This window comes from Oscillatoria salina IIICB1, from assembly GCF_020144665.1.
Lineage (GTDB): Bacteria > Cyanobacteriota > Cyanobacteriia > Cyanobacteriales > SIO1D9 > IIICB1.
Genome location: NZ_JAAHBQ010000091.1, coordinates 1 through 18,187 on the forward strand (window position 1 = coordinate 1; position 18,187 = coordinate 18,187).

Annotated in this window: 22 protein-coding genes and 2 pseudogenes; 15 read left to right on the forward strand and 9 right to left on the reverse strand. The window is 41.0% G+C overall.

The window, feature by feature from the left end:
• The 6 genes and pseudogenes from G3T18_RS21295 to G3T18_RS21320 form a co-directional block, all read left to right on the forward strand.
• Nucleotides 1-977: metal ABC transporter solute-binding protein, Zn/Mn family (locus G3T18_RS21295; RefSeq protein ID WP_224412606.1), on the forward strand; the 977-nt coding region annotated here is incomplete at its 5' end.
• Between the two features lie 18 nt (nt 978-995).
• The gene (locus tag G3T18_RS21300; protein ID WP_224412607.1) at nt 996-1,778 is read left to right on the forward strand and encodes a metal ABC transporter ATP-binding protein; all 783 of its coding nucleotides are present in this window, start codon (nt 996-998) and stop codon (nt 1,776-1,778) included.
• Between the two features lie 3 nt (nt 1,779-1,781).
• A complete protein-coding gene (locus tag G3T18_RS21305) occupies nt 1,782-2,621 on the forward strand; it encodes a metal ABC transporter permease (RefSeq protein WP_224412608.1) in 840 nt (279 codons plus the stop codon).
• 7 nt (nt 2,622-2,628) lie between these two features.
• Nucleotides 2,629-2,808 (forward strand): annotated as a pseudogene (locus G3T18_RS21310) (GTP cyclohydrolase I); the annotation flags it as partial.
• A gap of 88 nt (nt 2,809-2,896) precedes the next feature.
• Nucleotides 2,897-3,643: a GTP-binding protein gene (locus G3T18_RS21315; RefSeq protein ID WP_224412609.1), complete on the forward strand. Its 747-nt coding sequence runs from the start codon at nt 2,897-2,899 to the stop codon at nt 3,641-3,643.
• Nucleotides 3,640-4,455 carry a metallophosphoesterase family protein gene (locus G3T18_RS21320; RefSeq protein ID WP_224412610.1) on the forward strand — a complete coding sequence of 272 codons (816 nt, stop codon included), beginning with the start codon at nt 3,640-3,642 and terminating at the stop codon, nt 4,453-4,455. Before G3T18_RS21315 ends, G3T18_RS21320 begins: the two co-directional genes overlap by 4 nt.
• A gap of 155 nt (nt 4,456-4,610) precedes the next feature.
• On the opposite strand, the gene G3T18_RS21325 is transcribed toward G3T18_RS21320, so the two are convergent.
• The 5 genes from G3T18_RS21325 to G3T18_RS21345 all read right to left on the reverse strand — a co-directional run bounded on the left by G3T18_RS21325 (nt 4,611) and on the right by G3T18_RS21345 (nt 7,123).
• Entirely contained in the window at nt 4,611-5,276 is a 666-nt protein-coding gene (locus G3T18_RS21325) for a hypothetical protein (RefSeq protein WP_224412611.1), read from the reverse strand.
• A 209-nt stretch (nt 5,277-5,485) separates the two neighbouring features.
• Nucleotides 5,486-5,896, reverse strand: a complete 411-nt coding sequence (locus G3T18_RS21330) for a DUF4279 domain-containing protein (protein ID WP_224412612.1) — start codon at nt 5,894-5,896, stop codon at nt 5,486-5,488.
• A 189-nt stretch (nt 5,897-6,085) separates the two neighbouring features.
• Nucleotides 6,086-6,436: a type II toxin-antitoxin system PemK/MazF family toxin gene (locus G3T18_RS21335; protein WP_224412613.1), complete on the reverse strand. Its 351-nt coding sequence runs from the start codon at nt 6,434-6,436 to the stop codon at nt 6,086-6,088.
• Nucleotides 6,437-6,795: 359 nt separating this feature from the next.
• Complete coding sequence (locus tag G3T18_RS21340; RefSeq protein ID WP_224412614.1) at nt 6,796-6,933, reverse strand: hypothetical protein; 138 nt, start codon at nt 6,931-6,933, stop codon at nt 6,796-6,798.
• A 37-nt stretch (nt 6,934-6,970) separates the two neighbouring features.
• Nucleotides 6,971-7,123 (reverse strand): hypothetical protein, encoded by a 153-nt coding sequence (locus G3T18_RS21345; RefSeq protein WP_224412615.1) that lies wholly within the window; start codon nt 7,121-7,123, stop codon nt 6,971-6,973.
• A gap of 115 nt (nt 7,124-7,238) precedes the next feature.
• Here G3T18_RS21345 and G3T18_RS21350 point away from each other — a divergent pair, with 115 nt between their 5' ends.
• The 5 genes from G3T18_RS21350 (at nt 7,239) to G3T18_RS21370 (ending at nt 12,218) form a co-directional block, all read left to right on the forward strand.
• The gene (locus G3T18_RS21350) at nt 7,239-7,988 is read left to right on the forward strand and encodes a metallophosphoesterase family protein (RefSeq protein ID WP_224412616.1); all 750 of its coding nucleotides are present in this window, start codon (nt 7,239-7,241) and stop codon (nt 7,986-7,988) included.
• A gap of 287 nt (nt 7,989-8,275) precedes the next feature.
• Nucleotides 8,276-9,661, forward strand: a complete 1,386-nt coding sequence (locus G3T18_RS21355) for a leucine-rich repeat domain-containing protein (protein WP_224412617.1) — start codon at nt 8,276-8,278, stop codon at nt 9,659-9,661.
• A gap of 127 nt (nt 9,662-9,788) precedes the next feature.
• Nucleotides 9,789-10,187, forward strand: coding sequence for a leucine-rich repeat domain-containing protein (locus tag G3T18_RS21360; protein ID WP_224412618.1), 399 nt, complete (start codon nt 9,789-9,791; stop codon nt 10,185-10,187).
• Between the two features lie 299 nt (nt 10,188-10,486).
• On the forward strand, nt 10,487-11,512 hold the full coding sequence (locus tag G3T18_RS21365) for an ABC transporter permease (protein ID WP_224412619.1): 1,026 nt from the start codon (nt 10,487-10,489) through the stop codon (nt 11,510-11,512).
• A gap of 160 nt (nt 11,513-11,672) precedes the next feature.
• Entirely contained in the window at nt 11,673-12,218 is a 546-nt protein-coding gene (locus G3T18_RS21370; protein ID WP_224412620.1) for a universal stress protein, read from the forward strand.
• A 23-nt stretch (nt 12,219-12,241) separates the two neighbouring features.
• Here the strand turns inward: G3T18_RS21370 and G3T18_RS21375 are convergent, their stop codons facing one another.
• The 4 genes and pseudogenes from G3T18_RS21375 to G3T18_RS21390 all read right to left on the reverse strand — a co-directional run bounded on the left by G3T18_RS21375 (nt 12,242) and on the right by G3T18_RS21390 (nt 14,262).
• The gene (locus G3T18_RS21375; protein ID WP_224412621.1) at nt 12,242-13,432 is read right to left on the reverse strand and encodes a tetratricopeptide repeat protein; all 1,191 of its coding nucleotides are present in this window, start codon (nt 13,430-13,432) and stop codon (nt 12,242-12,244) included.
• Nucleotides 13,433-13,533: 101 nt separating this feature from the next.
• Nucleotides 13,534-13,653 carry a DUF3368 domain-containing protein gene (locus tag G3T18_RS21380; protein WP_263480525.1) on the reverse strand — a complete coding sequence of 40 codons (120 nt, stop codon included), beginning with the start codon at nt 13,651-13,653 and terminating at the stop codon, nt 13,534-13,536.
• Nucleotides 13,654-13,658: 5 nt separating this feature from the next.
• The gene (locus G3T18_RS21385) at nt 13,659-14,018 is read right to left on the reverse strand and encodes a hypothetical protein (protein ID WP_224412622.1); all 360 of its coding nucleotides are present in this window, start codon (nt 14,016-14,018) and stop codon (nt 13,659-13,661) included.
• Nucleotides 14,008-14,262, reverse strand: a pseudogene (locus G3T18_RS21390) (UPF0175 family protein). Before G3T18_RS21390 ends, G3T18_RS21385 begins: the two are co-directional and overlap by 11 nt.
• Before the next feature lie 72 nt (nt 14,263-14,334).
• Here G3T18_RS21390 and G3T18_RS21395 point away from each other — a divergent pair.
• The 4 genes from G3T18_RS21395 to G3T18_RS21410 all read left to right on the forward strand — a co-directional run bounded on the left by G3T18_RS21395 (nt 14,335) and on the right by G3T18_RS21410 (nt 18,110).
• Entirely contained in the window at nt 14,335-15,492 is a 1,158-nt protein-coding gene (locus tag G3T18_RS21395; RefSeq protein WP_224412623.1) for an esterase-like activity of phytase family protein, read from the forward strand.
• A gap of 67 nt (nt 15,493-15,559) precedes the next feature.
• A complete protein-coding gene (locus G3T18_RS21400; RefSeq protein WP_224412624.1) occupies nt 15,560-16,150 on the forward strand; it encodes a chromophore lyase CpcT/CpeT in 591 nt (196 codons plus the stop codon).
• A 122-nt stretch (nt 16,151-16,272) separates the two neighbouring features.
• Entirely contained in the window at nt 16,273-16,701 is a 429-nt protein-coding gene (locus tag G3T18_RS21405; protein WP_224412625.1) for a hypothetical protein, read from the forward strand.
• A gap of 254 nt (nt 16,702-16,955) precedes the next feature.
• Complete coding sequence (locus G3T18_RS21410; RefSeq protein ID WP_224412626.1) at nt 16,956-18,110, forward strand: UDP-sulfoquinovose synthase; 1,155 nt, start codon at nt 16,956-16,958, stop codon at nt 18,108-18,110.
• Nucleotides 18,111-18,187 lie beyond the last annotated feature (77 nt).

Genomic DNA, 18,187 nt, shown 5'->3' on the forward strand with positions numbered 1-18,187 from the left:
TATTTGTCATCGCTCTAGCATTGGGGATTACACCGTTATTTGGGTGTAACCCTTCCGAGGTAAGTGAAACTCCAACCGAATCAACTGCGCCTGAAGCCTCTCAAACCTCAAATCTTGAAGCTACAGAAAGCCAATTAGAGGTAATGGTAAGTATTCCTCCGCAGAAATACTTTGTGGAGCGAATTGGTGGCGATCGCGTCAATGTTAGTATTCTCTTACCGCCAGGAGCGAGTCCTGCTACCTACGAACCCAAACCACAGCAACTTCAGAGTTTGAGCGATGCCGATGCCTATGTCCGCATTCACGTACCTTTCGAGAACGCCTGGTGGGAGCGCATTAGTTCCGCTAATTCCGATTTACAGGTAATAGATTTAACCGAAGATATCGACCGAATGCCAATGGCTTTCGACCATCACCACCACGGGGAAGAAGGCGAACACGGGCATGATGAAGCACACGGACATAATGAAGCAGAAGCTGAGACTGGTACTAATCCCGATCCTCATATTTGGCTATCTCCTCCCCTAGTTAAAGAACAAGCCCAGACAATTTACAACGCCTTAGTAGAGCTAGATCCGCAAAACCAGCCAAAGTATCAAGAGAATTTGGCAGCATTTATCGCCGAGATCGAACAGCTTAATCAAGACATAGAAGCCACCCTTGCTAATGTTGAAGACCGAACCTTTATGGTCTTTCATCCTGCTTGGGGATACTTTGCGGATGCTTATAACCTAGAAATGATTCCGATTGAAGTTGGCGGAAACGAGCCGAGTGCTGCGGAAATGTCTCAACTGATTAAAGAAGCTGAAGCAGAAAATATTGAGGTAATTTTTGCCCAGCCTCAATTCAGCACTAGATCTGCTAAAACCATTGCCAGTGAAATTGGTGGCGAAGTAATTTTAATCGATCCCCTGGCAGAAGATTGGATGAGCAATATGCGTAAAGTTGCCGACACTTTCGAGCAAGTTCTTAGCTAACGAGTCTGACTAACAATAATGAAACCATCAAATTCATCCGATCTGGTAATCGCAGTTAAGAATCTTTGGGCTGGCTACGAACAGAATGATGTTTTGCAAGGGATCGATTTTTTCGTTCGCGAATTAGACTACATTGGCATCATCGGTCCTAATGGTGGCGGTAAAACAACCTTATTTAAGGTGTTGCTAGGACTCCTAGCACCTCAACGAGGACAGGTCAAAATTTTAGGTCTGGAAGCCAAGCAAGGTCGGCGATATATTGGCTATGTTCCTCAAATAATTACCTTCGATCGCAGTTTTCCGATCGATGTTTGGGATGTGGTGCGGATGGGACGCTTGGGAAAACGCCGTCTTCTAAGTCGTTTTAATCGGCAAGACGATGAAAAGGTCGAACAGGCACTACGACAAGTAGATTTACTCGATCTTCGCCATCGTTCCGTAAGCGAGCTTTCTGGAGGTCAGCTACAACGAGTATATCTTGCCAGAGCCTTAGCGACAGAACCACGTATTTTACTGTTGGACGAACCGACTGCTAGCTTGGATAGTCGAGCATCGACAGCAATTTACGATCTACTGGAGGAGATTAATAGCTATGTGACGATTTTGACTATCTCTCACGATATTGGAGCTATTTCGTCTCAGGTTAAAACTGTAGGCTGTTTGAATCAAAAACTTTATTATCACGGCGATCGCCAAATAACTAATCAAATGCTAGAACAAGCCTATGGCAGCACCATAGAACAAGTAGTTCATAGTAGTGTTCCCCAGCGCATTTTAGACCGACACGATACAGAAGGATAGAAGATGTTAGAAGCCCTACAGCAAGAATTTATGCAAAATGCGCTGCTAGCTGGACTGCTGGTAAGTGTTGCTAGTGGAATTATTGGCAGCTTTGTCGTCGTCAATCGCATCGTGTTTATTGCAGGAGGAATAGCCCATGCAGCCTATGGAGGAGTTGGACTGGGTTTTTTCTTTCGCTTTAATCCCGTATTAGGAGCGATCGCTTTTAGTGTGGCAGCAGCAATGGGTATGGGTTGGGTGCAGCGTAAAACTCGACTGCGAGAAGATACCGTTATTGCTATGTTGTGGTCGATTGGGATGGCTATTGGGGTGATTTTTATCGATCTAACCGAAGGATATACGGCAGATTTAACCAGCTATCTTTTTGGGAGTATTCTGGCTGTTCCTCGGCAAGATTTGTGGATTATGTTACTCTTAGACATCACGATCGTTTTGTTGGTGATGGCATTTTATAAAGAGCTATTAGCTATTTCCTTTGACGATACTTTTGCCACAGTTCGTAATGTGCCAGTGGATGCTCTATATTTGATGTTGATGGTAATTATCGCTTTAACCACGGCGATGCTAATGCGAGTCGCGGGAGTGATTTTACTGATTGCCTTGCTGTCTATGCCTGCTGCGATCGCCAATCTTTATGTCCGAGATCTGAAGAAAACGATCTTGCTGGCTATTGGTCTGTGCATGGTTTTTACTACCCTAGGTTTAGCACTTTCCTACATTCTCAATTTTACTTCTGGAGCGACGATCGTACTTTGTGCTGCGGTTACTTATCTTGTTAGTCTGGGGATCGATGCTTGGCGAAAATCCCGTCATCAGCGCGATCGCAATTTTGAGAAAACCTAGACGACGCTTACATTCAAAAGGGGTAGCAGTGGTAGTAGAAGCCAGCCATATGTGTATGGTAATGCGGGGGGTACAAAAACCTGGTTCTTGGACTTCTACCAGTGCGGTTAGAGGTGTATTTGCCGATGATGCAAAAACCCGTCAGGAGTTCATGAGTTTAATTCGCCACAATCCTGGATGGCGTTAATCGATTTGCGTCTCACTGTTAGAGATGGGTATTAAGCTCATCTCTTTTTTTTTAGATATAATGATAATCGTTCTCAGAAAATGTCGTTATGATTATCGCGATCGCCAGTCCCCCAGGTGCGGGTAAAACCCACTGGATTCATCAACAAATAGCCCAAACCAATAAACCGGTAGGCTATTTCAGCCCCCAAACCGATTCTCTACCCATTGATGCAATATATCTCCAAAGTGAATATCCCCAACTGAAGCTTTATCAAACAGGAGAAGAAGCGGAATTAAACAAAACCATCACTTATCTCGAAATTCCCTGGTATTTAGATTTAGCAGGAATTGAACCGATACTGCAAACTTTAAACCCCCACCGAGTAGCCATAATTCCAGAGGATACAGATAGTACAGAATTAAAGACTTGGGCGGATGAAATTATTCCAGGAAATAACATCACCAAGCCAACTAAAGCCTTACAAATTCATCGGGGGGTTTTGACAGGGGAAATTTTAGATTTCGACAGTCTGGCTACTTTTTGGCTGGAACTTACCCAAGGTGCTTATGGTGAGGTAGTTCGCGCAAAGGGAATTTTCGATTTAGTAGACGGACAAATTTATTATGGTGACTTTAGATCGGGGAAATCGGAATTAAAATTTACACCCTTAAATTTACCCCGTTGGTTAAATGGTAAACCCGATCGCAAGAGCGGTTTTGAAATCGTGGGTAGTAATTTAGATAAGGCTGAAATTGCCCAAACTGTCCGAGATTGCTGTGTTCCCGAATCCGCAATTAATTATTACCAACAACAAGTAAAAAAATCTTTAGCAACTGAAGTAGAGGTAGTATGAAAATAGCAGTAATGTCTTGTATTCACGGTAATTATGCAGCTTTAGATGCAGTTTTACTGGATATTGACGAACAAAAAGCCGAAAAGATTTATTGTCTGGGGGATTTAGTGGGTTATGGTCCCTATCCCAATGCGGTAGTCGAACAAATTCGTTCCTTAGATATTCCCACCGTACAGGGTTGTTGGGATGAAGATATTGTCGAAGGATTAAATGCCTGTGAGTGTAGTTATCCTTCTCTGTTGGCGGAAAAAAGAGGCAGAATCGCCCACGAATGGACAAATAAAAAGGTCAATCCCGAAGTTAGGGAATATTTGGCACAACTACCCCATACCTATAAAGAAGATAATCTCTGTTTCGCACATGGTAGTCCGAGTAGCAACCACGAATATTTGTTACCCGAAATGGATGCTTTTACTGCTTTAGAAAGAGTTCTTTCCAGCGATGCAGATATATTATTTTGCGGACATACTCACGTTCCCTATGTTCGTACCTTAGATTCTGGACAATTACAGGTTAAAGTTTGTCAACCCAATCAAAACGAACAACCTGCGGTTAGTTTTAATACTCCCCTGAAGCGAATTATTAATGTCGGTTCGGTAGGCGAACCCCGTCATGGTCGTCCCAATGCTACCTATGTAATTTATGATACGGAGACAGAAGCAGTAAGCTTGCGGGAAGTGGAGTATGACTATCAAGCAACTTGTGCTGCTATTTTAGATGCTGGTTTACCGCCGATTTTTGCTTGGCGTTTGGCTAAGGGCTTGGAATTTGCTGAAAAAGCGGACGATCCGACTCATGTGTGTGAGAGGTAATTTGTTTGGTTTTGGGATCTGGCGATCGCTTTTCTAATTGCTTGACAAAAAATTGAGCGATCGCGCTACAACACAACAACTAGGCATACAATAATTGATTATTCATTTCTTCAACTGTTAACGCACTTACTAGAATACCAATACGCCTCGCAATTTTATAGACATTTTTCTACTGAATCAAATGGAAGTAGCGCATAACAATACTCTACAAATTCTGAAGTTCCAAAATCCCCCTGTTGTACCAGCCAATCATAAATGAGAATTCCATTTAATGATGCGTGATTGGGGGTAAACCATGGTGCTGCTTCATCACTGACAAAAGCTAAATGAAAATTTAATTGAGAATGTAGCCTACGGATAAAAGGAATCAACTCAGCGTGCAAATGGATGACATTTTGAGGATACTCAGCATTTGCATTCCAATGGAATCTACCGCAATGCCGTTTTATTTGCAAGGGATAAGTCGCAATGATGTAATAGTCATAATCACCACGATCTCCACCAAAATAACTAAATCCAAGTGGTTTTTCTCCATTTCCTGTAGCTAAAACGCACCTTCCTGGCATATCTGACATTGGAAATGAAATACCAGGGGGAGTATAAACCATGGAGTCAGACAAAAGTATTTTTTCAAAATTTGTAGGAGAACACCGCTTTTCCTGAAAGTAAAACCGCACTTCAAAGCATGGTCCATACATCCAGTACCGCTTCTCGTTGAGGAATTGAAGATTTTCACAGAGCATTGAATTCATTACATAAAATAGAGTTATTGCAAAATATAAATATAAACTGCTGAAGTGATTGCTTTGATTGGCTTCCAAGGATTTATGATCAAATAATATAACTATTCAGCAGTACATAATCTAAAACCCTCAACCCTGCCTACATCATAAAGCCACTGCCAAAAACCCAAACAACTGAACCAAAACAATACTGGAATTACTAGGCAAATTGATCGCTCTATGTAACTGCTTTACAAAAATTGGGCGATCGCAATTATAATTACAGATCGCGATTAGACTTCTCAATTTTAGTTTCGGTAAGTATCAATATCAATATAAGCATTTACATTTGATAAAAATTTAAGATTATTTACATTGAAACTTATTGCTGGAGTAGTTTGAGTATCATCCGTTGTAATCCAAAGCACCACTTCTAAGCGAGCAGAAAGATTCAATTTTTCAGCAATTTCATTTATTTGATTAATTTTCGGTTTTAAAATTTTAATTACTTCTGATGCCATTTCATCAACATAAATTATTTCATTTATTATCTTTTGTGTTGACAATTTCCAAGAACTAGACCTATGTATTATACCTGCTACTCTTTCTCCTTTCCTTCTCACTGATGTAGGTTTAATATTTAGGTAATCAGTCACATCATTTGGTTCAAAATCTTCACCGTCTAAAGCAAAATATACATAGCATTCATTCGTGTCCAAAATATCTCCTCAAAAACCTAACAACTTACATCTTCAGTCGGATAACTATTTATCTGCGTAGACTTTCAGCTTTGCCATTCACTATTAAAACTATTGGTTCTCCCGTTTGTTTCATTTGAGCGATTAGGCTTCGCCTAGCCTTCGGATCGCACTTTACGAACTACATACGAAAAATAGCAAAAAATAATATCAAACAAGATTTAAAGCGATTTTTAAAGCTTTTTGCACTTTAATAGATAAATCTGGTGATAAGTTACCTAGTTTTCTTTGAAAAACTGATGCACTTACTGTAGCTATTTTATCGGCTCTAATCAAAGATGTTTTCTTCAAGCCTGTTTGTGCAAATTGAGCATCACTATCTTGAATCAAGACCCAACTATTTTGCAAACTACCAGCAGGAATTTTAGAAAATATACCCAGAATAATTACTTCTTCTCTATGTATCGCTAGAATTAGTGCGGGTCTTAATTTAGCAGCAGTGAGATCGCTAAAAGGAAATCTAACTAGCCATATTTCTCCAGGTTGAGGTTTAGGCATCATAGATATCTTCTTCCTCATCGTTCCATTCTGTAAAACCAGTTTCTGCTATTTGCATCATTTGTAGAGTTTCTAGTTTTTCTTCTAAATCTTCCATTAGTATTATTTGTTCTTGTATCGGTAACTGAAAGATCATTTGTTTGATTTCTTCTAATGTTGGCATAGTTTTAAACCCAATTTAGTTATCTCAATTATACGAAAACTTTTTGGCTATCTGTCTTGTACGGGGTAAAACTTTCTTTCTTGCATAAATTAACCTACAGGACGAGTTTTTCCTGATTCTATATCTGCTAATCCTTGTTTAATACCTGCGTTAGCAAAGTCATGCCGTAGGCTTATCGCTTCTAGCCTTTCAATTTTGTCTAAAATATGAAAGGAATTATTCCTTGTTCTTCGATAGCCAGGGTAATTAATTTAATTGAAGAACGAATATTTTCAATTTCTTGAGGATTGGATTTTTCGAGAAATTTAATTGGTTGTTTGCGAAATCTGACCGCCATTTTTGACCCAATCTGTTAAATCTACTAATTCTTCTTTTTATGTTGAAGGTATCCCGAATTCTATTTCTAATTCCTCCTGTTCTTTGTCACTAATATAAGGAATCAAAATTTGAGATAAACTAGCTCTTTCTTCCTGGATAACTTCTTTTATGGTTTCTTTGATTAAGGCTTTTAATTCTTGTTTTTCCATGTTGTTGTTATTTACAGTTATTTAGCTATCTAAATTTTAGCAGCATAGATACGAGTGTAGTTATTGCAGTCGGAGAGAGATATAATGATTATCATTATTACAGACAGGCAGATCGATGTGGGCAATATTAAGCGGAATTGAAGGAAATATCGCAGCTTATGAAGCAGTGTTGGCAGATCTCAACCGCCAGCGCGTCAAAGTAGAGGAATTGTATATTTTGGGCGATATCGTCGCAGCTAACCCAGATAGCGAAAAAGTAATCAGACGCATTCAAAACCCGTTACCAGGAAAATTAGAACCCCAAGTATGTGTCGGCTGGTGGGAAGAACAATGCTTTGCTTTACACGGTGTGGGTTCGACAGCAGAACCGACAGAATTAATCGATCGCTTTGGCAAAGAAACCGCTAAACTACTGTGGGATTCCGTATCTCGCGAAACGGTACAGTGGTTACGCAACTGTCATTTTGGCTTCTTTGAATTAGATTGTTTGTTAATTCACGGTAGCACTGTTAGCGTCAGTGATGAGTTAACCCCCGAAACCCCACCTTGGCAAATGCTAGACCGTTTGCAGAGAGTTCAGGCAAATTATCTCTTTTGTGGTCGTTCGGGTCAAGTATTTGAATATCAGCTACAAGGAGGTTCGGTAAATAGTTCGGTGATGACTTTAGAATCTAAGCAACCCGTGCAAACGATTACTGCACCTAAAAGAAGAGTTATTGGGGTGGGAAATGTCGGTAGAGAACCAGGAAAGGCTACTTATACGCTTTATAGTCCGTATAGCGAACTCGCCAAAGGCGAGGCACTGCGCGATCGCCTAGAATTCAAAAAAGTTTACTATGGCAAGAAAAAGGGATTTGGTAATTAGGGCTTGCTGAAGAAAATTAACTTTCTGTGTCTAGGGGATATGGTATCCGCAACCAAGCGCGATCGCTCTTTAATTTCCCACCGCAAGAAACCCGGTTTCTGATATTTACATTCACAGTGAATTCTGGATGAATCGATACTCACTGATGACTTCAGCTAACTGATAGCAGGTTTCATAGTCTAAATAGTCTCTGAAGTATCCAAAAACATTAGAGATAATATTTCGGTTTTCTGGATATTGTTTCAAGCCCTGCTGCGAGTAAGCGATCGGCTAAACTAGAGCTTGATGTGAAGGCAAAGAAGGAAGCGATCGTGAAGCAAATCATCTATTCTGGGTTTTTGGCAATTTTAGGAATGACTGTCAGTATTGACAGCGCGATCGCGCAAGTTGAAAATCCGTCAGATACCTTTGAGACGTTTACAGATTGGTGTCTGAATCAAGACGAGTTAACCCCAGAGGCTCGTCATACGGTTCAAGTATTATTAGAGCAAGCAGAAACACAAGAGTGCGATCGCGCCACAGAAATTCTCACTCAAAAAAAAGAGCTTAATCTAAGTGAAAATGCGATTGTAGACGTAACCCCCTTAGCTAGTCTTCAGAATCTGACATCGCTTGGGCTTGGTGAAAATAACATTGAAGATGTAACGCCCTTAGCCAATCTCCACAATCTGACAGCGATTGTTCTTTGGAACAATGAGATTGTAGATGTAACCCCCTTAGCCAGTCTCCAGAATCTGGAAGAGCTTTATCTTATTAACAATGAAATTGAAGATGTAACCCCCTTAGCCAATCTCCAGAATCTGGAAGAGCTTTATCTTATTAACAATGAAATTGAAGATGTAACCCCCTTAGCCAATCTCCACAATCTGACATTGCTTTGGCTTGGTGACAATGAGATTGTGGATTTAAAACCCTTAGCCAATCTCCAAAATCTGACATGGCTTGAGGTCGGTTCCAATGGGATTGTAGATGTAACGCCCTTAGCCAATCTCCACAATCTGACAGAGCTTGAGGTTGATGGAAATAAGATTGTAGATGTAACGCCCTTAGCCAATCTCCAGAATCTGACACGGCTTGAGGTTGGTTTCAATGAGATTGTAGATGTAACGCCCTTAGCCAATCTCCAGAATTTGACACGGCTTGAGGTTGGTGGAAATGGGATTGTAGATGTAACCCCCTTAGCCAATCTCCAGAATCTGGAAGAGCTTTATCTTATTGACAATGAGATTGTAGATGTAACGCCCTTAGCCAATCTCCAGAATTTGACACGGCTTGAGCTTCGTGACAATGAGATTGAAGATGTAACTCCCTTAGCCAATCTCCAGAATTTGACAACGCTTGGGCTTGGTGGAAATGAGATTGTAGATGTAACCTCCTTAGCCAATCTCCAGAATTTGACAACGCTTGGGCTTGATTTCAATGAGATTGTAGATGTAACCTCCTTAGCCAATCTCCACAATCTCGAAGAGCTTTTTCTTAGTTTCAATAAAATTGTAGATGTAACCCCCTTAGCTAATCTCCACAATCTCGAAGAGCTTGATCTTGGTTCCAATAATATTGGAGATGTAACCCCCTTAGCCAATCTCCAGAATCTGACAACACTTGGGCTTAGTGGAAACGATCTCAAAATTCCCACTTGTCCAATTCAACCAGAAACCGTTTGCAGGTTCTAGTAGAACAACAATATCGCTGTAGTCTTGAAAGCAAAAGTAAAAATTGCAGTCGTGGGAGATGTTCGCGATCGATGGGAAACTGAGGTGAGGGGGAAATATTTGGTTTTTGGCTAAACTAGAGCTTGACATGAAGGCAAAAAAGGAAGCGATCGTGAAGCAAATCATCTATTCTGGGTTTTTGGCAATTTTAGGAATGATTGTCAGTGTTGACAGGGCGATCGCACAAGTTCAAAATCCTTCAGATACCTTTAAGACGTTTACGGATTGGTGTCTCAATCAAAACGATTTAACCCCAGAGGCTCGTCATACGGTTCAAGTGTTATTAGAGCAAGCAGAAATACAAGAGTGCGATCGCGCCACAGAAATTCTCACTCAAAAAAAAGAGCTTAATCTAAGTGAAAATAAGATTGTAGATGTAACCCCCTTAGCCAATCTCCAGAATCTGAGAGAGCTTGGGCTTGGTGGAAATGATCTCAAAATTCCCACTTGTCCAATTCAACCAGACACCGTTTGCATCTTCGAGTAGAACACCAATATCGCTGTAGTCATGAAAGCAAAAGTAAAAATCACGATCGTGGGAGATATTCGCGACTAATGGGAAACTAAAGATTGAATTGCCCTTGAACGTATGGGGATCGATCTATTTTTGTGGGGGATTTTGGTAATGAAGCGATCGCGCGATCGCGCTTATCTCTATTAATCTGGGAATCAATTGACGAATTTCACAGGCGACCATCAACCTACATCGTACGGTCGGGATGCTACGAATCCTAGAGGAAATATGTATTCAAGTACAATAGTTAATCAACTTAATTTACGATAACTATGTCTCGCGCTAAAGCCCTGCAATATTATCTTTTAACCCGTCTAATGCTCGCACCACTGATGTTGTTTACCATCGTCACCCTCGTCTTTCTCTTGTTGCGAGCAACTCCCGGCGATCCTGCTGATGCTATTCTAGGTAATCGCGCCCCGGAAGCGGCAAAAATTGCTCTGCGCGAACAACTTGGACTTAACAAACCTTTGTTTCTGCAATATCTCGACTATCTCGGCGATTTGCTGCGTCTCGACTTAGGAAGCTCCCTCACTAGCGCTGGTTTGCCAGTTTGGGAGGTAATTAAGCAATATTTTCCCGCTACAGTGGAACTTGCTTTTTTTAGTATGGTAGTTGCCGTAATTGTGGGCGTGGGTGTAGGCATGATTTCTGCTTCGTTTCCAGGTACATTTCTCGATGCTGGGGGTAGACTTTTTGGCATTATTACCTACTCTTTGCCTTTATTTTGGGTGGGAATGGTTTTGCAATTAATTTTTGCTGTGGGGCTAGGTTGGTTTCCGATTGGTACTCGTTTTCCGATTAGTTATCCACCACCGCCAACGATTACTGGCTTGTACACTTTTGATAGTCTTTTAAGTGGTAATTTTCAGCAATTTTTGATTGCTTTGCATTATCTGGCTTTACCTTGTTTGGCTTTGGGCGTACTTTTGAGCGGTATTTTCGAGCGAATTGTGCGCGTAAATTTGAAGAAAACTTTGCAAGCAGATTATGTGGAAGCTGCGAGGGCGAGAGGGATTCCGGAAATTAAAATTCTGTTTAATCATGCTTTTAAAAATGCTTTAATTCCGGTAATTACAATTCTGGGATTGACTTTTGCTGCTTTGTTGGGAGGTGCAGTTTTAACTGAAGTTACCTTCTCTTGGCCCGGTTTAGGTAATCGTCTCTATGAAGCCATTTCCCTGAGAGATTATCCCACAGTCCAGGGAATTATGGTCTTTTTTGGCGCGATCGTGGTGGTGGCTAGCATTTTGATTGATATTGCTAATGCTTATGTCGATCCGCGTATTCGTTATTAATAGTAGGGGCAACCACAGGGGGATTGCCCCTAAATTTTGGTTGTGAGAAATTTCTTAACATATTCTGTTAAAATTTTTCTCAAAAATCAATTGCTTTTCTTCAGTTATGGCAAGCTAAAATTAGTAGGCTTCCCAAGCCGATTAAGCCAAGGGGGAAGGTATGAAAATATCACAGCCAGATCGGGAATTGTTACCTAATGAAACGCCGACACTAGAAGGGTTAACTGATAGTGGTTTCAAGAAGATTCTTGTTGCTCTCGATCGCCAGAGTGAAAAAACAATTTTTGCTAAAGCACTGAAATTAGCAAGCCAAGGTGAAAGCAATTTAATGATTTTCCACGGGATTAGCGAACAGTTGCTGAAAACTCCAGATATGGTTAATACAGCAAATCCTTGGGCTTTTGATGGCTTTTATCCCCCAGACAATTTTGAATACTTCGAGAAAGTTCGTCAGGCAGCCCTGAATGAAGTTTTAAGCTGGTTGCGATCGCTGTGTGAAACGGCAACAAATCTCGGCATTCCGACAGAGTTTGATTACAAAATGGGAGATCCCGGACACGTAATTTGTAATTGTGCTAAAAATTGGGGTGCAGATTTAATTATTGTCGGTCGTCGGGGTCGCTCTGGTTTAAGCGAAATTTTGCTTGGTAGTGTTAGTAATTACGTTTTGCATCATGCTACCTGTGCAGTTTTGGTTGTTCAGTAAGGGGCAATAATTACAGTTTCTATCTACTCAGGGACTCGCTCAATTTGCGTTTGAAAATAAGCTTCTTGATAGCCTAACATCTCAGCTATTTTTAAACCTTCTTGCAGCATAGCTAAAGCTTGAGTGTAGTTTTTCTGTTGGAAATAAATTTGCGCGAGTTGGTCGTAAGTGTTCATCAAATTATAAAAATCATAAGACTGTTGTTCGACCTTAATTAATTCCTGATAAACGGCGATCGCGTAGTCAGTTTCATCATAAGCTGCGTATAGTTGGGCTAATTGATTAAGTGCATTACGAGCATAAGCAAACTGTTGCAAAGCCCAAGCTAAGTCAAAAGCTTCCCGATAGTTTTTGCTGGCTTGTTCTGGTTGATTAATTGTGCGATAATTATTAGCAAGAGAAATTTTCAGTTCGGCTAATTTGACTAATTGTTGATTGCCTTGATAAATTTCGGCTAACTGTTCTTGAATGGGGATCGCCTTTTCTGGTTCTTTTGCTTGCTGATAAATAAAAGCTAGCTGTTCGAGATAATTTAGTTGTTCGAGAGGAAGAAGCGGTAATTCAGTTAAATTGAGTAACTCTTCATAAGCTTGGGCTGCTTGGGAATAATTAAACCAAGTTAAATTTAGTTTTCCGATAGTTTGTAAAGCTGTAGCGATCGCGCGACGATCTTGGACTTCGCGCGCTCGTTGTAAAATTATCTCATACACTGATAAAGCCTGTTTGGGAACCCGAATTTGTTCGTAAGCAACACCTAAAGCAGTCAGTAACTCTGGAGTTAACTGATTTTCTGCGGCTGCTTCTTGCTGAATAGTTTCTAAACGCTGAGTAATAATTTGGACATCTCTTTTGCGAGTATTATTCCAAGCAACTACTCCCACTCTCGCTAAAGAATTTACCTCTTCAATTATACCTAAAAAACGGCGCAAACGCAATTCCCGATACCAAATTGTAAACGCCTCATCTTGCTTTCCACTATTAAATAAAGCAGTTGCTTCCGCATTCAATTTAGCCAATTCCTGTTCTAAACGCAAACGTTCCACCGCAGAGAGAGAACGATCGCCACTTAAATCGGGTAATAATGGATCGGGAGTAGTAATTTCTAAAGGACTAACTTGCGGTTGAGTCTGGGCTAATGCTAAATTTAGATCGCCAAACCAAGACATATTTATTGTCAAACTTCCTACAACTACCGCCATTCCCAATTTAAGCATTTTTGAGTAACCTTTCGCGTAGCCCATCTCAATTTTACCTAGTTTAACTTAACTTTGCTACCCGATCTGACTGAAAAAACCTCAACTAAGTTTCTCTTTAATTATTCTCCCGCTTGTTGTTTAAGTAAATTCACCACAGTATCCAACAACCATAATCCAGCATCTCGTAAAGCTTGAATTCTTTCTGATACATCATTAATAATTCCACGTTGTTTTGCCAACAAAATTATTCTCCCTGTACCGTAATAATACCAAAGCTTTTAGCACATCGACGCGCTGCACGATCGTCAATTATTGCTCCATAGTTTACTGCTTTTAATGCTAAACTTAATACTTCGGATTCTCCTTTTTCTAAATCCCAAGCCGCTATTTCAGGTTCTACTGAAGAAACTTCTACTTTTCGCACCCAATCTACGTTAGGTAATTGCTGAGAAGCAAAATCATCTTTACTTGAATTCGTTATCTCATCCCAAACACCTTGGGGAATAAAAATTTCTTCAAAAAGCTGTGGGAGGAGATCGGTTTGTTGACTCTTAAACAAAACAATTAGTGGGGAAGAATTAACAATAACTTTTTTAATCAACATTATTCATATCTTCAGCTAATTCTTCAGCAGTATCTTGCATAAAATCCACTTGATAGCGAGTTAAAGCAGCAATAAAGTCAGCACGACTTAAGCCAGCGATTTCTGCTGCTTTACCTTGAGATATTTCTCCTCACTCATACCATTTGATTGCCGCAGCTATACGCATTTCGCTAACAAATTCATCGGGAGATTTTCTCAAAGCGGAAAAAACTGTTTCTGGTAGTTGAATAGATAAGTTTTTCATGAGATGATTATTTGAGATTAAGATAATTATAGGAAAAATTAAGCGAGAGTTAGTAAATTGAAGCCGATCCTAATGAATAAAATAGCCAAACTACTTTTAAGCCTGGTACTGCTGATAAGTTTAACTGCTTGCAGCACAAATCGACTGAACGCCCAAGAAAGAATATTTCTCGATTTGAAATTAGAATTTTTAGACGAATATCAGTTGCCAAAAAGTAACTTTAATGGTACGAAAGTCGGAGGATTATCCGCGATCGCCTACGATCCCGCTTCCTCGAACTACTATGTAATTTCTGACGATCGCAGTAACTTTGCCCCCGCAAGATTTTATACTTTCAACATTGGCTTTAATCAAAAAGACTTAGATAAGATCGGCATAGAGAAGGTTGACATCAAAAACGTTACCTATCTCCGTAACGAAAACGGACAAACTTATCCTGCGGGTAGCGTCGATCTTGAAGGAATTGCTGTTTCTCCGAAAAGAACGATCTTCGTTTCCAGTGAAGGAATTCCCTCTCAACAAATTGCGCCCTTAATTGCTGAGTATGACATCGAAACTGGGAAACTACTGTCAAAATTACGACTTCCCCAACGTTACTTACCCAACGAAACCGATAAACAAGACGAACCTCCACGAGGAGTCCAAGATAACCTCGGCTTTGAATCCTTATCCCTTAATCCTAACGGATTAGCAGCCAGCGATCCCTTTCGGTTATTTACCGCCACCGAAGCAGCACTACTACAAGATAAAATAGCGTTAAATCCAGAAACTAGCGATCGCCTGCGCTTTCTCCACTACGTTATCGGACCCGTAGGTTCCCCATTGTTACTAGCCGAACACTTGTATTTACTCGAACCCACACCAAAAAACACGATCGCCAATGGCTTAACCGAGATGAGTGCGATCGAACCAGAAGGATTCTTCTTAACATTAGAGCGCACATTCGGCGCGATCGGAGCAGGAGCAAAAATTTTTCAAGTCGTCATTGGTAACGCTACCGACATCTCCGGTGTTGACAGCTTAAAAGGAGAACTGGGCGAACTGCAACCCCTCAAGAAAAAAATCTTACTCGATCTTAGCGAACTCGGTATTTATCTCGACAACCTCGAAGCAATGACCCTCGGACCGCGTTTTCGCGACGGAACCCAAAGTTTAATTTTACTCAGCGATGATAATTTTCGTGACAACCAAGTAACTCAGTTTCTCTTATTCCGCCTCACAGAGGGATGATTTAACATAGTCGGTTTGGCTCGTAGCTTACCAAAGAGACAAAAAATAGCACAAAGACAACATAGTTATGACAGATATCAAAACCTTAGCTCAATTAATGGCAGCAGATTTTAGCAACCAAGAGCAAGCCTTTGAAAATCCCCCTTTATTCGCTCATATCCGCGTCTGTATGCGTCCTCTGCCCTTAGAATTTCTCGATGGAGTGAGTATGATGGTAGAGCAAGCTTACGATTATATGCTCAACACGCCTTATCGACTGCGAGTGATTAAGTTAGTAGGGAGCGATCGCGGCATTGAAATTGAAAACTACATCGTTAAAGACGAGAAAGACGAGAAAAACTTCCACGGTGCAACTCGCGACTTAGATAGATTGTACACCTTAAAACCAGCCCAAATCGAGAAATTACCAGGCTGCAACATGATCGTCAAGAAAACTGAAAACGGCTTTACCGGAGAAGTCGAACCCGGTAAAAGTTGTATCGTCGTCCGCAAAGGAAAAACCACCTATCTCGACAGTACCTTTGAAATCGACGAAACCCAATTTATCAGCTACGATCGCGGACGAGATCCAGAAACCGACGAACACATTTGGGGTTCTGTCGCAGGTCCATTTCGCTTTGTCCGTTGGGCAACTTTTGCCGACGAAGTAAAAAGTTAAAGATTAAATTTGCTATTTTATTAGTTGCCACCGCAGCTACATCAGCTAAACCCGTTAAAGCGGGTTTTTTTTGTTTAGTTGAATTGATATGACGATCGTTTAAATCAGGTAAAAAATAGATTATGAGCAAAACTTTAGCTCTGCAAATTATCAAATTTTCGGCAGATAAAAATTGTTTAAGCGAATGCACAATATCTTATCGAAGGATATCACCTTATACAGTTAATTTTCAAAATCACGAATTAGGAAATCACCAGTTTGAAGGTAGAGATATTTTTGATTGTCTTTGTCAACTTAGAGTCCTTCTTGAAGAAAAAGGTTGGAATATTCTTTGCAATGGCGCACGAATTGATGCTTACCCATCACCAATGTCACGAGATATGGGAGGAGGAATAAAGCTTTATCGGCTAAAACTAGGTAAACGTCCTCAACGAAGCGATTTACTGAGAATATTTGATCGGGCAGAGCCAGAACAAATTGGTACAGTTGAAGAACAACGTGCTTACTACGAAAAGTGGCGTGCAAGTAAAAAAACAGATGAAAGCTTTTAAAGAGAGTAACCAAGCTTCCTAGGAAGGAAGAATGACATTGCTGAGGAAAACCGACAAAAATGCTATCTACTAAAGAATAGAGCTAATTTACCAGACAAAACGCCATACCGAGATTAGCCGAGAGAGCCAAGCGCGAGATCCTCTCAACCCACCCAGACAGAGAAAATCCAAAATCCAATTCCCAAAAGCGTTACCGAGGGTACCAATACCTGGTACATTTACCGAGTATCGATAAATAGATTTATAGACTGAGTATGAAAGTCCTGGTTATTGGTGGCGATGGCTACTGCGGTTGGGCAACCGCACTACATCTGTCGAACAAAGGTTACGAAGTCGGCATTATGGATAACCTGGTGCGGCGCTATTGGGATAGTAAGTTAGGGGTAGACACTCTAACTCCCATAGCGCCAATTCAGCGACGAATCCAACGCTGGCAAGATTTAACAGGTAAATCGATCGATTTGTTTGTTGGCGATATCACCGAATATGATTTTCTCATCAAAGCGTTGCATGAGTTTGAGCCAGAAGCGATCGTTCACTTTGGCGAACAACGTTCCGCGCCTTATTCAATGATCGATCGCGAACACGCGGTCATGACTCAAATGAATAATGTCGTAGGAACTTTAAACATTCTCTACGCGATGAAAGAAGACTTCCCAGATTGCCATTTGGTGAAATTGGGAACAATGGGCGAATACGGTACGCCAAACATCGATATCGAAGAAGGCTACATCACAATCGAACACAACGGGCGTAAGGACACCCTACCTTATCCCAAACAGCCCGGATCTTTCTATCACCTGAGTAAAGTACACGACACCCATAACATCCAGTTTGCTTGCAAAATTTGGGGCTTACGCGCCACCGATTTGAATCAAGGTGTGGTTTATGGTGTCTTGACAGAAGAAACGGGTATGGACGAAATGCTCATCAACCGTCTCGACTACGACGGCGTGTTTGGGACAGCATTAAATCGCTTCTGCATTCAAGCCGCAGTGGGACATCCTCTGACAGTTTACGGTAAAGGCGGTCAAACCAGAGGTTTCCTCGATATCCGCGATACAGTACGCTGTTTAGAGTTAGCGATCGCTAATCCCGCCGAACCCGGTCAATTGCGCGTCTTTAACCAATTCACCGAAATGTTTAGCGTTGGCGATTTGGCAATGATGGTCAAAAAAGCCGGGACTTCATTGGGACTTGATGTGGAAATTAAGAATTTAGAGAATCCCCGCGTCGAGTTAGAACAACATTATTTCAACGCGAAAAACACCAAATTACTCGACCTCGGTTTGCAACCTCACTATCTCTCTGACTCATTGCTAGATTCCCTGCTGAACTTTGCCACTAAATACAAACATCGCGTCGATACCAACCAAATTTTGCCCAAAGTCTCTTGGCATCGCAAGTAGATGTTTGTCGGGATGAAAGTATCCCTAAGCCTGTACATTGGTTGGTAGGGCGGGCATCTTGCCCGCTACTACCTACT